This is a genomic window from Rhizobium mayense (assembly GCF_030272705.1).
Classification (GTDB): Bacteria; Pseudomonadota; Alphaproteobacteria; order Rhizobiales; family Rhizobiaceae; genus Rhizobium; species Rhizobium mayense.
This window is the reverse complement of sequence record NZ_JARFYM010000006.1, coordinates 118819-132322: the sequence shown is the minus strand read 5'-3', so window position 1 is coordinate 132322 and position 13504 is coordinate 118819. Positions and strand designations below refer to the sequence as shown.

The window sequence follows — 13504 nt, the reverse complement described above, 5'->3', positions numbered from 1 at the left end:
TTCCGAAAAGTCGACCAAAGGGCGTGCATGGTCTCATGCGCGCCCTTTTGCTTTTCGGCAGGTTTGTATTCGCAGTCGTCTCTTCCTATTTCCCTCTCGCAGTTTTGTTTTCGCATGATCTCGCCCAAAAACCGCTGCGCACTTTTTGGGATCATGCTTCGCAAAGGACGGAGGACCATCAAGATGATCGACGCCCGCAAGCTTCTGGACCAGTTCCTGGGATCGCAAGTTCCGGGAATGCAGGGAAGCGTGAGAGACAAGGCGACCGAAGCCATCAATCTTGCCAGGGACAATCCCTTGGCAACCAGCGCCATTGCCGGAGTGCTGTTGGGTACGAAGACAGGCCGCGAGATTACCGGCAACGTACTGACGCTCGGTGGCCTCGCCGCCATCGCCGGGCTCGGCTATCAGGCATACAAGAACTATCAGGCGGGCAACACACCGGAGACGGCGCCGCAACCTGCCCAGCAGGCGGAGCCGCAATTCCTGCCGCCGCCCTCCAATTCCGGCTTCAGTACCGCGCCGGCGAGCGCCAGCAATGATTTTGCGCTTTCCCTCGTCCGCGCCATGATCGCCGCCGCCCGTGCCGATGGGCATATCGACGATGCGGAGCGCCGGCATATTCTCGGCAAGGTGCAGGAAGCGGGCGTCGGTGCGGAAGCGGAAGCTTTTTTCGAGCGCGAGCTTGCCAATCCTGTCGATCTCGACGCCATCGTCGCATCGGCGCAAACCGAAGAGCAGCGCGTGCAGGTCTACACGGCGTCGCGGCTGACGATCGAGCCGGATTCGCGAGCAGAGCGCGGTTATCTCGATCTTCTCGCCGGTCGCCTCGGTCTTCCCGATGCGCTGGTCGATCATATCGAGGCAACGGTCGCAAGCGCCAAGGTCTGATCATCGGCGGAAGGGCCGGTTGCCTTTCGTGGGCGGCTGGCCTAAGCCTTCGCCGGACAACGAGTAGCGGCGCGAAGGAACAGCCATCTTGACGGATAAAAACAGCGAAACCCGCTCAACGGCGATCGCGGCCGCTATTATCTTGCTGGCCGCCATGGCGCTGTTGTACTTGATGCCCGATATCATCGTCCGGCTCGGCAATGTTTCGCCGTGGCTCGGCACCGGCTTCGGCGTCCTGGTCATTCTGGCCTTCTTCCTGGTCTTCTGGATGAGAGCCCGCTATCAGAGGCGCAAGAACCGATAATCCACCAAGTCAGGTCTGCAGCGACGCGCCGAGCAATATGACGCCGGTGCAGATGACCAGCAACGCGCCCAGGATTTCGATGCCATTGCCGACCCATGTCGAAAGCTTCGAACCGCGACCGGTGAAATGCACGGCGGTGCCCTTGGCGAAGACGGCGATGATGGCGAGCAGCGAGACGGTTAACGCCGTGCCGATCGACATGGCGATAACGGACAGCAGACCGCCGAGATAGAGCCCGTTCAGCATCGAGAAGGTCATGACGAGCAGCGCGCCAGAGCAGGGGCGCAGGCCGACGGTGATGATCGCCGACCAGGCTTCGCGGACGCTGAATTTCTCGTTCGCCAGCATTTTCGGATCGGGCAGATGCGAATGGCCGCAGGTCTCGCAGACCATGCCATTGGCCAAATCATGTGTCGGGTCGTCGCAATTATACCGGTTGCCTGTCTGCGGCGTCGCGCGGACGCGGGAGAGTTTTTGCACAGGACCTGAGCTGTTCGAGGCGTCTTCGAAAAGCGACATGCTGACCGGGCCGGCCGACGTCGCGAATTGCACCTCCTGGCGTTGCGGCCTGCTTTGGATCATCGAGCGTAGTTTGCGGAACAACAGCCAGCCGCCGAAGATGATCACCATGACGAAGCTGGTGATCTCCATAGCATTGGTGGCCATCGTCATGGTGATGCCCGACCCGCGCAGGACGAAATAGGCGGCCCCGACGACGAGAACGGCGACGAGGCCTTGGATGAAGGCCGAGATAAACGAGATGACGATACCGCGCTTCAGCTCGATCTCGTTTGCGACCATGTAGGAAGAGATGACGGCCTTGCCATGGCCGGGGCCGGCGGCGTGAAAGATGCCGTAAGCGAAGGAGAGGCCGATCAGCGTCCAGAGTTGCCAAGGATCCTGACGCATGGCCTCGATGGATTTGGTGAGCGCCCGATAGAAGGCCTGCTGCTCATAATTTACATAGAGAAAGATCGGCGCCAGCGGCCCCCCGGTCGGCTGGAAGCTCGGTTCTGCCGTGCCGATGCCGAGCGGCGATCCCGTGGCGTGCGCAAGGCTTGCGGCTGCCAGAAAGGCGAGGGCTGCCGCCGGAAGCAGCCTCGATATCCGCGACGTCAGCATTGGACGTCTATCCGCGTGGCGAAGAGCTTCGACATGGTCGTTCCCGTCGGATCGTTGAAGAAGGCATCCGTCAATGTCGCCTTGTTTTCGGCGATGACTTCGTCCGGATCAGGGCGCACGACCTTCTGCGTGCAGCCTTTGAAGGCGTCGCCTTCTGTCACCAGCTCGTTGTCGCTGGGAAAATCGATCGAGGTGTAGAGCGTCGGGTCGTAGATGCCGAAGCTGAGCTTGTTGCCCTTCAGCACCATAGGCTCGGACGGCTTGACCGCGAAGAACATCAGGAGCTGGCCGTCCTTGTAGTCGACATTGATGACGTCTGGCTTGTTGACCTTGATGGCTTTGCCGTTGAGCGTCAGGTTTGTGTAGTAGTCGTAGTCGGCGAGCGAATCGCGCACTGTTTTACCGACTTCCTTGAGCTCATTCGGGTCGAGCTTCAGGTTGGTGTTCTTGTCGAAATCCATCAGCACCGAGGAGGAGAAGACCTCGTCGAAGCGCCAGACATTGCGCAGCTCCTGCACCGCGCCGTCAGCACCTGCCAGCACTTCCAGGCGCGCTTCCACGAAGATATGCGGATGCGCCGATGCCGCGACAGGCGCGAGCAACAGGCCTCCGCCCAGGGCGGCGATATGGAGAACGGTGGATTTTCTCATGCGTCCGATGTGCTTCGTGAGCATTGATTCACCTGGATTTCTGGTCAGGAAATGAGACGGAATTGGGACCAGTCGACAGAGCTAAAATGCTCAGCTGTGTTTGCGGAACCAGTTATGCAGGTAGTCGACGAAGATGCGCACCTTGGCCGGGAGATAACGGCGGTGCGGGTAGACCGCATAGATGCCGCGGTCGGTCGGGATGTAATCGTTGAACAGTGTCAGTAGTTCGCCGCTCGCGATCGCCTTGCGGCCGATGAAATCCGGGACCACGGCAACGCCGAGGCCCGAGAGGGCGGCGCGCAGAGTGGCGTGCGGGCTATTGACTTCGATCGGGCCGCTGATCGCGACATTGAAGGTCGTGCTGTCCGGATTGAAGAAGCGGATGCTGTTCTGTGAACGGTTGTTGGTATCGACGATAAAGGGGACATTTGCCAGATCATTGGGATGTTCCAGCGTCGGGTAGCGGTCAAGAAACTCCTTGGTCGCGCAGATGTGAACGCGGAAATCCGAGATCTTGCGGGCGATCATGCCGGAATCCTCGAGCTTGGTGACGCGAACGGCGACGTCGAAGCCTTCCTCGATCAGATCGACGAATCGGTCATCGGCAGCGATCTCCAGCGCGAGGTCGGGATTTTCCTTGGCGAAGTCGATCAAGGACTGCCCGACATCGGCATCGACAAAGGTGCGCGGCACGGAGATACGCAGGCGGCCCTTGAGCTGCTGATTGCTCTCGCGCACGAGATCGGCGAGATTATCGATTTCTTTCAATATGTCGGAAGCGGTGCGATAGTAGGTATGGCCCGCCTCGGTCATCGAGAATTGCCGGGTCGTGCGATTGAGCAGGAGAGCGCCAAGCTCATCCTCCAGTTCTCGGACATATTTGGAAAGCAGCGCCTTGGAGCGCCCGGTTTTCCTTGCGGCCGCGGAGAAACCTTCCGCCTCGACCACATCGATAAAGGCGCGAATCCGGGTCAAAGTGTCCATGGCAAAGCCCTCGTTAACCGTCGCAAGTTATTGAACAAATTGGGCCGGTTTGTTCAATTATTTTTTTCGGCCGCTGGCGAAAAAAATTCTTGATTATTGCGGCGAATATTCCTATTTCGGGTTCAGCCCAAAGTCGCACGTGCCCGTGGGTGTCCGCCGATCCTCGATGTGGTGAGAAAATCGGTAAGGTACCTGGAATTAACCCCTCCAGTCGCTATTCCGGCCAACCGGAAAATGCGAGGACATCTGAAGCAACGACGGTGCGGGCCTTTTTGTTCTCTCCCGGCTTTCCATCAGCCGGGGTTACTGAAGAGGCACACCTTCATTGCCGGAAGTGCGGTTGGGATTTTCCCTCCAATCCATGGCAGACAAAGCCGAATCCGCGCTGCGTTCGCAGCACTGGTTCATTATCTGCGCGTCGCGCGTTTGCATGGTTCCGGGGTCTCCACCGGCTGGTACCTGAGCGAATGAGCGTCGCCCTTTGTCCTCTGGGTTTTTCCCGGAGCTTTTGGAATTGAAAAAGGGAATTGACATGACCACGCAACGTATTCGCGACTTTCTCGCTACCCGACGTCCGGACGGTCCCTGCCTGGTGGTTGATCTCGATGTCGTCCGCGACAATTTTCACGCTTTCCGTCACGCCATGCCGGACAGCGCCATCTACTATGCCGTAAAGGCGAACCCGGCTCCGGAAGTGCTGCGCTTGCTCGCAGGCCTGGGCTCCAACTTCGATTGCGCGTCCGTCGCTGAAATCGAAATGGCCCTCGATGCCGGTGCGACGCCTGCCCGCATCTCGTTCGGCAACACCATCAAGAAGGAGCGCGATATCGCCCGTGCGCATGCACTCGGTATCAACCTCTTCGCCGTCGACAGCCATGAGGAAGTCGAGAAGATTTCCCGTGCAGCTCCCGGCGCCCGTGTGTTCTGCCGCGTGCTGACGGATGGCGAAGGCGCCGAATGGCCGCTGTCGCGCAAGTTCGGCTGCGTCCCGCAGATGGCTGTCGACGTTCTCGTCTACGCCCATCAGCTCGGTCTGGAATCCTACGGCGTGTCTTTCCACGTCGGCTCGCAAATGACCAAGGTCGATGCCTGGGACGATGCTCTTGCCGATGCCAAGCGCGTCTTCGTCTCGCTCGCCAAGCAGGGCATTCACCTGCAGATGGTCAACATGGGCGGCGGTTTTCCGACCAAGTACCTGCGCGACGTTCCTTCGGCTGAAGCCTATGGCAAGGCGATCTTTGCGTCTCTGCGTGCCCATTTCGGCAACCAGATCCCGCATACGATTATTGAGCCGGGCCGCGGCATGGTCGGCAATGCCGGCGTGATCAAGGCCGAAGTCGTCCTGATTTCCAAGAAGTCGGACAACGATGCCGCTCGCTGGGTCTTCCTCGACATCGGCAAATTCGGCGGTCTCGCCGAAACCATGGACGAGGCGATCCGCTACCCGATCCGCACGACGCGTGACGGCGACGAGATGGAACCCTGCGTCATTGCCGGCCCGACCTGCGATTCGGCCGACGTGCTGTATGAAAAGAACCTCTATCCGCTGCCGGTGACGCTCACCATCGGCGACGAGGTCCTGATCGAAGGCACCGGCGCCTATACCACCACCTATTCGGCGGTTGCTTTCAACGGGTTCGACCCTCTGAAGGCTTACATCATCTAAGGTTTGTCCTCGCCGCCCCCGTAACCAGCCGGGGCGGCACCCTCACAATAGTTCGTCACCACCGCTGATAACGGTATTGGGCACGGGAGGCCGAGATGGCCGCTGTTCTTGATTCTGTCCGCGCATTTTTTGCGCCGTCCACTTTCACCCTCGACCTGGAAAATGCAGGCGACGTCGTCGCGCGCGAAAATCTGCTCGATCGCGTCATGGGCGCCGATCGCCGCAAGAAGTCGTCCGAAAAGCTCCGCCGCGGCCGCGTTCCGGCCGAGGGCCTGGCGCTTGTCGCCCGCGATCGCGCCGGCCATGTCATCGGCACTGTTCGCCTTTGGAACATCGAGGCTGGCGTCGATCGTGAAACCCGCCCGGTCGATGCGCTGCTGCTGGGCCCGCTGGCTGTTGATTGTCCCCATGCAGGCAAAGGCGTCGGTTCGGCGCTGATGCGCGCTGCCGTCCTCGAAGCCAAGAAGCGTGGCCATGGCGCCATCCTGCTTGTCGGCGACGCGCCTTATTACGAGCGTTTCGGCTTCTTCGCCGAAAAGACCCGCCACCTCGTCATGCCCGGCCCGTTCCAGCGCAACCGTTTCCTCGCGCTCGAACTCAAGGATGGTTGGCTGGATGGCGCCGCCGGCATGATCGTCGCCAGCGGCCGCAAGCTGGGTCAGCCTCCGGTCGCCATGGCTGCTTAAGGTCTTCATCCGCCTTCGCCCGTTGTGGCGGAGGCGTTTCTATTTGGCCGCCTTCATCCCATCTTTCGCCGGGTCGTAACCGTCCGTCAGCGTTTTCAGAAACGCGACGACATCAGCGATCTCGGTATCGTTCAGAGCCGGCGCATCGCCGAGCTTGCGGTTCATTGGCGCGTCGATGACGTCGATATTGGCCTGATATTGCGCCGGCAGGTCGTTGTATTTCTGTGCCTTCCCGCTGGGATCCTTCGGATAGATTTCGTCGGGATTGGTGTCGCGCTTGACGTAGAAGCGAGTGACATCCTCCAGCGAGCGATAGACGCCATTGTGGAAGAAGACGCGGCGAGTAGCGACATTGCGCAGCGTCGGTGTCTTGAACAGCCCGCAATTCTGTGGCTGGGCGGAATAGGTGTCATTGCGCAGCGGACCGCAGATGCCGGTGTCGTAATAATGCGGGTCGGCATTGGCCGGAATGTCCGGATTGCGCGGTGCGCCAAGCGCCTCGAATTCGAAATCGGTGAAGTTCGGCATACGTCCGTCACCAGTCATCTTGTCGAGATGGCAGGAGGCGCAATTGCCCTTGTTGGGATCGTCGAACAGTTTCAGCCCGCGCATTTCGGCGTCCGACAGCGTCGCCTTGCCGCGCAGGTAATAGTCGTATTTGCTCGAATATGGGTGGAAGGATGGTTCTTCGATCTGATACCGCGCCAGCGCGAAACCGGCTTCGGCGATCGTCATATCCTGATCGTTGAGGACATTGTTGCCGAAAAGGGCGCCAATGTCCTTGCCATAACTCTGCTTGAGCTTGGCATAGACGACGGCTGCATCGGCATTGGCCATCTCGAAAGGCGAGATCATCGGCTGCAGCGCCTGTTCCTCCAGCGAATCGACGCGGCCATCCCAGAACATGCCGCCCTGCGGCACCAGATCGGGTGCATTCGAATCGGCCTTGACGACGGCCTGCGCCGTCAGCGGCCCTGCGACGGTCGCCGGGGCGTTGGCAAGCGCTACGCCGGATGCCTCGGTCATCGGCGCCGCCTCAGTCGTCTCGTCGGCAGCAGTTTCCGCGCCGACGGAGAAGGCAGGCGTCGACATCTTATAGGCGAGGCTCGGGACAGCGCGGATGCCCGGTTGGTCGAGATGCGGTCCCCCCAATTGCACGGCGCGATCATTAGCCGGCGCATAGTGATTGTTGGGATCATGGCAGGTGGCGCAGGACATCTGGCCGCCGCCGGAAAGCGATTGGTCGTGGAACAACTTCTGCCCGAGCTGCGCGACGGCGCTCAGGGGGGCGGCATCGTCATAGGTATCTGCAGCGGCATTGGCGGCCGGTTCGCTTGCCAATCCGATGGTCGCCCCCGCGAGCGAGATGCTCGCGAGCGCGATCAGGGGGAGGAAAGGGCGCTTCGTGTTCAAGGACATTTTCGATCCCCCATTCTATTGGTTTAGGAGGCGCTGTTACCGGTCTTCGTGTCGAGGATCAGCTTCTGCGCATCGCCCTTCGACCAGTCGAACATGTTGTTCAGCGAGCCGGAGATGGCATCGAACGAGCCGCCGCCGAGGCGTTCGCCGCCCATCCAGTTGTCTTCGATGAAACGCATCACTGAGGTCTGGTCAGTCAAAGTATGGTCGACAAAGTTGACCTTGGAGTAGGGCGAGATGACCAGCAGCGGCTGGCGCGTGCCGTAGCCGCAGCGGCCCTGGGCCGGCTGGCCGTTGACGCCCGGCAACGGGGTTCCGGTCGAGCAGCTATCGCCGTTCAGCACGTCATAGCCCTTGACGCCGAGCTTCGACGGATTGACGACGGCGTGGGCATGGTCGTACCAGCCGTCGGAGTCGTCATAGAGGACGATGATTGCGGTGTCCTTCCAATCCGGCGAATTCTGGACGGTATTGACTACCTGGGTCACGAATTCCTGCTCGTCGAGCGGATCGGAATAGCCGGCATGGCCGTCCTGATAGGCCGGCGCTTTCAGGAAGCTGACGGTCGGCATGGTGCCGTTCTTCAGCGCGGCGTAGAAATCCGTCATGTCATACTGATGGTTGGCGGCGTCGGTGGTGCCGATTGCCGCGACCGAGGACGGACGCGCATGCGTCGGGTTCGCGGTCGAGGCGTAGTACTGGAACGGCTGGTGATGCGGGATGTAGTCGGCGCTGTTGACCTGGGTAACGGTCGAGGTCGAGGCCCGTTTGCAGCCCGTGGTGCCGTCGGCATTGGTCTGCGTCAGGTCGAAGCCACCTTCGAAGAAGCCCCAGGTGATGTTGTGTTCGTTCAGCATGTCGCCGATGTTCTTGCCGTACATCAGCGCCGTCTGGCCGGCCGAGCAGGCGTCGCCGGTCGGATCGAAGTCGCTGATCGCGGTCCAGCCGCCGTTGCCGTCAGGCACGATGCGGCCCTTGGAATAGGTGCCGTCCTTTTCCAGCGTGTAGCCAGGGGGCAGGATGGCGCCATTGGTCTGGCCGGAGATGAGGTTCAGCGCGCCGGGGGTCGACGGGCCGAAATTGGTGGAGAAGGAATTGTCGTTCAGCGCATAGTGCTGAGCGTAGTTCCAGAGCGCGGTGACGGTGTTGCCGTCATAGTAGCCCATGACCTGGCCCTTGGTGCCGAACGCGCCGGCGGCATCCTTGGTGCCCTTGCCGGTATTGGCCGGGAAAAGGTCCATGGCGAAATTGTTGTAGGCGGCCTGCTCGGCGGTATAGCCATGGTTCTGCGACTGGGCGGCTGCCTGGGTGCGATCGAGGCGGAAGGGGGCCGCGGCATCGGCGCCGTTGGCCGTATTCGTCTTGTTCGGGTTATTGTCGATGAGACCGGCGTGGGCGAGCGTGTTGATGTCGGTCGGCGTGTTGTCAGCGGCCTTGAATGCCGGCTCACCGTCGACATTTGCTGCCTTGGGGTAGGTCCCGAAATAATGGTCGAAAGAAACGTTTTCCTGGAAGATGACGACCAGATGCTTGATCGGGGTCGCGGTATTCGTCGGCGCCGTATCGGCGGCACCGGCGGTGGAACAAAGCGAAATCAGGGTGAGCGCGCTGCCGGCAGCGAGGGCGGCGCGACGCGAAAGACAGATCATTGTCATATCCTCTCGAGTGGGGTCTGCGCCCCGACGCTTAAAATGCGCCGCGCCGAGGCGGAGGGAACCGTGCCGGGCTATCAAGCGTATATGACAGTTCCGTGAATGTGCATGCCGGGAGAGGGAGGTGTTGCCTATGAGGGACGCAACTAAAGGGTTGTTTTTGCTGACATGAAAAAGGAGGTCGCGGGCAGGTGTGGCTGATGCGCGTTGCCTGCTACCTTATGTCACGGGGCACAGCCGTCAGCTAGATATTCTGATCCATCGTCTCGGCCGGGATCTCGTCAGCGCGATGGATGCGGACCACCGTGGCGGGGACGCCGGCGACGGTGCAATGGGCCGGAACCGGCTTTACCACGACGCTGCCGGCCGCCACCTTGCTGAAGGCGCCGACTTCGATGTTGCCGAGGATCTTTGCGCCGGCGCCGATCATTACGCCGTGACGGATTTTCGGATGCCGGTCACCGGTTTCCTTGCCGGTGCCGCCGAGCGTGACATTTTGCAGGATCGAGACTTCATCCTCGATGACGGCGGTCTCGCCGATGACGATGCCGGAGCCATGATCGAGCATGATGGACACGCCGATCTTTGCCGCCGGATGGATATCCGGACCGAAGACGAGCGACGCGAGATTGGAAAGCCAGCTGGCGATTTCTGGCCGGCCCTCCGTCCAGAGCGCATGGGCGATGCGGTGGGTCTGCAGGGCGTGAAAGCCCTTGAGGTTCAGCAGCGCATGCAGATAGGTCGTGCAGGCGGGATCGCGAGTACGGACCGCGACGAGATCCGCCTCCGTCGCGGTCAGGATTGCGCTATGCCGCGTCAGCACGTCCTGAAACAGGGCGGCGAGATCGCCGGCTTCAATGCCTGCAACGGAAAGGCGAGCGACCAGGACATTGGCGAGGCTTTCGGCATCCGACTGCGTCGCGATGATCTGCGCGGAGAGCAGCGGGCGCAAGGTCGGCTCGCGGCCGGCGAGATCGGAGGCCTCATGGCGAATTACGTCCCAGACGCTGCCGGTGGCAGGGGAATGTCCGGCGATTGCCGTTCCTGTCTGGGACATGGCCATATCTTTCTTATCAAGCGGAAACGTCGACCACGCCGCAATCACCGGCCTCGGAGGCAAAGGCGAGCAGCTTGCCGGATTTGCTCCAGCTCATGGAGGTGATTGCACCTTTGCCGGGCCGACGCAAGAGCGCTTCCTTGGCGTCGCCGATGCGCACCGCCAGGATCATGCCGTCGATGAAGCCGATCGCCAGAATGTCTTCCACGGGATGGAACTTGACCGAGGTCGCCATGATATTGGCGCGGGTCCCGAGTTCCAGCGGCGCCTTGCCCATCGGACCGTCCTTGCCCTGAAACGGCCAGACAATTGCCGCCGGTGCGCCGGAGGAGGCGAGCCATTTGCCCTTGTTGGACCAGGAGAGCGATTTCACCTTGGCGGGATACCCCGTCATGCGCATGTGCCGGGCCTCGGCGCCGGGCTTCGTGTCCATCTTCCAGCCGTGCAGTGCGTTTTCCTGCATGGTGGTGACGACGAACTGACCGTCCGGCGAGAAGGTGACGCCAGTGTGGGCGCCCTTCCATTCAAGATTGATCGGCTGCGCGGTCATGCCGACCCAATGCAGCGACACGCCGTTATAGCGGGCGACCGCAATGCGCAGGCCCTTGGGCGCGAAGGCGATGCCTTCGACGGTGCGCCCCTCGGTAAATTCCTTGGTCGAGCCATCGGCCAGCCGCACAAAGCTGCTTTTCCCGTATGCGTAAGCGACAGTGCCTTGCGGGCCGGCGGCGAGCTGGGTGATCCATTTGCGCGGTGCCTCTGCCAGCACGGTGACGCCGCCGTCGGCAGCGATCCGGAGAACCTTGCCGTCCTCGCCGCCGGAAACCAGGCTGTCGCTGTAGGGATCGCGAATGCAGGTGAGCATGCCCTGATGGGCTTCCGTCACCTTCTCGCCACCTTCCAGCCGATGGATCGCGCCGGCGGCGCTGGCGAAGAAGGGGGTATCACCTAAAAATTCGACGGCCAGAACGTGGCCGTCGATATCAAGCGGAGCGACAGTCGGCATCAGGCGGCCGCCTCGCAGGCCTTGAAGCTCTTTTCCAGCTTTTCGCGATCGAGCTCACGGCCGATGAAGACCAGGCGGCTCTCATGCTTTTCGCCCTCTTTCCAGGCGCGCTGGTGATCGCCTTCGATGATCATGTGAACACCCTGGACGACATAGCGTTCCTCATCGCCTTTGAAAGCGATGATGCCCTTGAGGCGCAGAATGTTTGGGCCATCGGTCTGCGTAACCTTCTGGATCCACGGGAAGAAGCGTTCGGGGTTCATTTCACCGCCGCGCAGCGAGACCGACTGTACCGTCACGTCATGAACGGCCGAGAGGCCATGGTGATGGTGGTCGTGATCATGATCGTGGTGGTGATGGTCGTGATCATGGTCGTGATGATGGTGGTCGTGGTCGTGATGATCGCAATCCGGGCCGCAGACATGGTCTTCATGGCCATGCTCGAGGAAATGCGGATCGTTTTCCAACGCGCGCTCGAGATTGAAGGCGCCCTGGTTCAGGACGCGGGCGAGGTCAACGCCGGAGCGGGTGGTCTTGTAGACGCGCGCGGCGGGGTTGATGGCGCGGACGATGTCCTCGATCTGAGCGAGCTCTTCCGGAGAGACGAGATCGGACTTATTGATGACGACGACGTCGGCAAAAGCGATCTGGTCTTCGGCCTCGCGGCTGTCCTTCAGGCGCAGCGGCAGGTGCTTGGCATCGACAAGTGCTACGACGGCATCGAGCTCGGTCTTGGCGCGGACATCGTCATCCATGAAGAAAGTCTGGGCGACGGGAACCGGATCGGCAAGGCCTGTCGTTTCGACGATTATGCCGTCGAAACGGCCGGGACGGCGCATAAGGCCCTCGACGACGCGGATCAAGTCGCCGCGCACCGTGCAGCAGACGCAGCCATTGTTCATCTCGTAGATTTCTTCGTCTGATTCGACGATCAAATCGTTGTCGATGCCGATCTCGCCGAACTCGTTGACGATGACGGCGTATTTCTTGCCGTGGTTTTCAGAGAGAATACGGTTGAGCAGCGTCGTCTTGCCGGCGCCGAGATACCCCGTCAGAACGGTGACGGGAATGGGCTTCTGCGTGGCTGTTTCGGTCATGGGAGCCTCGAAATATGGGAGTTTGCCCCGGAGAGCGGAAAGTGATCGCGTTCCATATAAGGAGTTGGCGGCGCCAGTTCAAAGGCTTTTATATGTTATAAGATCACATTGGGTTTGGGACGGCGGCTTCAATGTGGTTCAGTCCAGCCTCTCCACATCAAACTCGCTGACATCCCTGAGCAACTCCACCAATCCCTTCACCGCATGGGCGATCAGCCGCTCGCCCTTTTCCGCTGTCGCGGCACCTGCATTGCCCGCCACGCCTTGTCCGCTCAGATCCGACATTTTCCAGCCGAAGGCATGGGGACCATAGGCGCGCAGATGCTTGAAGCGCCTGATGAAATCGGATTGCCGGGACGGGAAATTCGCGGCTTTGGTCATGTTGACTTTCTCGGGGTAGAGCGCCAGCATCACCGACGTCTCGATATCGCCGCCGTGGATATCGATGGCCTTGTCTTCCGGCGCGATCAGTCCTTCGGGCACACCGAAGCGCGTCCAACTGGTCGCGACCGCCAGCATGTCGAAGCGGACGCGGGCTTCCGTCGCCACGATGGTCATCAAGGGCGAGTTGCCGCCATGGGCGTTCAGCATGACGAATTTGCGGATGCCGAGATGGTGCAGGTTTTCGGCGATACCGAGCCAGCGGTTAACGGCTTCGTCAAAGGCGAGCGTCCTGGTGCCGGCGATATCCATATGCTCGATGGAGTAGCCGACCGGCTCCGCAGGCAGAAAAGTCACGGGCAAATCGGCCGGCAGCGCAGCCTTCAGGCGGGCCACGATGCCTTCGGCAATCAACCCATCGGTTTCGAAGGGTAAGTGGGGGCCGTGTTGTTCATGGGCACCAAGCGGCAGGACGGCGATCCAATTTGCCCGGTCAATTGGCATCAACGTCCTATCATTGTCATCGAAACGCGGCATTGGCTGTGCCATCTGTGGATGTGCCTCTTGTTTATGTCAATAACCTGCGCAA

At 60.8% G+C, this 13504-nt stretch carries 13 protein-coding genes; 4 read left to right on the top strand and 9 right to left on the bottom strand.

Annotated elements, in window-relative coordinates; genetic code table 11:
- Nucleotides 1–183: 183 nt before the first annotated feature.
- Both PY649_RS10640 and PY649_RS10635 read left to right on the top strand, forming a co-directional pair.
- Nucleotides 184–891 (top strand): tellurite resistance TerB family protein, encoded by a 708-nt coding sequence (locus PY649_RS10640; protein ID WP_285868302.1) that lies wholly within the window; start codon nt 184–186, stop codon nt 889–891.
- Nucleotides 892–979: 88 nt separating this feature from the next.
- Entirely contained in the window at nt 980–1195 is a 216-nt protein-coding gene (locus PY649_RS10635; protein WP_285868301.1) for a hypothetical protein, read from the top strand.
- 9 nt (nt 1196–1204) lie between these two features.
- Here the strand turns inward: PY649_RS10635 and PY649_RS10630 are convergent, their stop codons facing one another.
- From PY649_RS10630 to PY649_RS10620, 3 genes are all read right to left on the bottom strand, one after another.
- Nucleotides 1205–2317 (bottom strand): nickel/cobalt transporter, encoded by a 1113-nt coding sequence (locus PY649_RS10630; RefSeq protein WP_285868300.1) that lies wholly within the window; start codon nt 2315–2317, stop codon nt 1205–1207.
- Nucleotides 2311–2967: a DUF1007 family protein gene (locus PY649_RS10625; protein WP_285868424.1), complete on the bottom strand. Its 657-nt coding sequence runs from the start codon at nt 2965–2967 to the stop codon at nt 2311–2313. Before PY649_RS10625 ends, PY649_RS10630 begins: the two co-directional genes overlap by 7 nt.
- Before the next feature lie 90 nt (nt 2968–3057).
- Entirely contained in the window at nt 3058–3951 is an 894-nt protein-coding gene (locus PY649_RS10620) for a LysR family transcriptional regulator (protein WP_285868299.1), read from the bottom strand.
- Between the two features lie 532 nt (nt 3952–4483).
- Between PY649_RS10620 and odc2 the strand changes: the two genes are divergently transcribed.
- Together odc2 and PY649_RS10610 are read left to right on the top strand one after the other, a co-directional pair.
- Entirely contained in the window at nt 4484–5617 is a 1134-nt protein-coding gene (gene odc2, locus PY649_RS10615; RefSeq protein ID WP_285868298.1) for an ornithine/lysine decarboxylase, read from the top strand.
- Between the two features lie 95 nt (nt 5618–5712).
- Nucleotides 5713–6303, top strand: a complete 591-nt coding sequence (locus PY649_RS10610; protein WP_285868297.1) for a GNAT family N-acetyltransferase — start codon at nt 5713–5715, stop codon at nt 6301–6303.
- A 39-nt stretch (nt 6304–6342) separates the two neighbouring features.
- Here the strand turns inward: PY649_RS10610 and PY649_RS10605 are convergent, their stop codons facing one another.
- From PY649_RS10605 to PY649_RS10580, 6 genes are all read right to left on the bottom strand, one after another.
- Complete coding sequence (locus tag PY649_RS10605; RefSeq protein ID WP_285868296.1) at nt 6343–7722, bottom strand: cytochrome-c peroxidase; 1380 nt, start codon at nt 7720–7722, stop codon at nt 6343–6345.
- A gap of 23 nt (nt 7723–7745) precedes the next feature.
- Nucleotides 7746–9371 (bottom strand): phospholipase C, encoded by a 1626-nt coding sequence (locus tag PY649_RS10600; RefSeq protein ID WP_285868295.1) that lies wholly within the window; start codon nt 9369–9371, stop codon nt 7746–7748.
- Nucleotides 9372–9618: 247 nt separating this feature from the next.
- The gene (gene cysE / locus PY649_RS10595; RefSeq protein ID WP_285868294.1) at nt 9619–10431 is read right to left on the bottom strand and encodes a serine O-acetyltransferase; all 813 of its coding nucleotides are present in this window, start codon (nt 10429–10431) and stop codon (nt 9619–9621) included.
- A 16-nt stretch (nt 10432–10447) separates the two neighbouring features.
- Nucleotides 10448–11437, bottom strand: coding sequence for a WD40 repeat domain-containing protein (locus PY649_RS10590; RefSeq protein WP_285868293.1), 990 nt, complete (start codon nt 11435–11437; stop codon nt 10448–10450).
- On the bottom strand, nt 11437–12534 hold the full coding sequence (locus PY649_RS10585; protein ID WP_285868292.1) for a CobW family GTP-binding protein: 1098 nt from the start codon (nt 12532–12534) through the stop codon (nt 11437–11439). The genes PY649_RS10590 and PY649_RS10585 overlap by 1 nt, the downstream gene beginning before the upstream one ends.
- 138 nt (nt 12535–12672) lie before the next feature.
- Nucleotides 12673–13464, bottom strand: a complete 792-nt coding sequence (locus PY649_RS10580) for a creatininase family protein (RefSeq protein WP_285868291.1) — start codon at nt 13462–13464, stop codon at nt 12673–12675.
- Between the last annotated feature and the right edge of the window lie 40 nt (nt 13465–13504).

Bases quoted from the DNA above. Each gene is read 5' to 3' on its own strand.
- PY649_RS10640 (WP_285868302.1), top strand. From the start codon at position 184: ATGATCGACGCCCGCAAGCTTCTGGACCAGTTCCTGGGATCGCAAGTT.
- PY649_RS10630 (WP_285868300.1), bottom strand. From the start codon at position 2,317: ATGCTGACGTCGCGGATATCGAGGCTGCTTCCGGCGGCAGCCCTCGCC.
- PY649_RS10625 (WP_285868424.1), bottom strand. From the start codon at position 2,967: ATGAGAAAATCCACCGTTCTCCATATCGCCGCCCTGGGCGGAGGCCTG.
- PY649_RS10620 (WP_285868299.1), bottom strand. From the start codon at position 3,951: ATGGACACTTTGACCCGGATTCGCGCCTTTATCGATGTGGTCGAGGCG.
- odc2 (WP_285868298.1), top strand. From the start codon at position 4,484: ATGACCACGCAACGTATTCGCGACTTTCTCGCTACCCGACGTCCGGAC.
- PY649_RS10610 (WP_285868297.1), top strand. From the start codon at position 5,713: ATGGCCGCTGTTCTTGATTCTGTCCGCGCATTTTTTGCGCCGTCCACT.
- PY649_RS10605 (WP_285868296.1), bottom strand. From the start codon at position 7,722: ATGTCCTTGAACACGAAGCGCCCTTTCCTCCCCCTGATCGCGCTCGCG.
- PY649_RS10600 (WP_285868295.1), bottom strand. From the start codon at position 9,371: ATGATCTGTCTTTCGCGTCGCGCCGCCCTCGCTGCCGGCAGCGCGCTC.
- cysE (WP_285868294.1), bottom strand. From the start codon at position 10,431: ATGTCCCAGACAGGAACGGCAATCGCCGGACATTCCCCTGCCACCGGC.
- PY649_RS10590 (WP_285868293.1), bottom strand. From the start codon at position 11,437: ATGCCGACTGTCGCTCCGCTTGATATCGACGGCCACGTTCTGGCCGTC.
- PY649_RS10585 (WP_285868292.1), bottom strand. From the start codon at position 12,534: ATGACCGAAACAGCCACGCAGAAGCCCATTCCCGTCACCGTTCTGACG.
- PY649_RS10580 (WP_285868291.1), bottom strand. From the start codon at position 13,464: ATGGCACAGCCAATGCCGCGTTTCGATGACAATGATAGGACGTTGATG.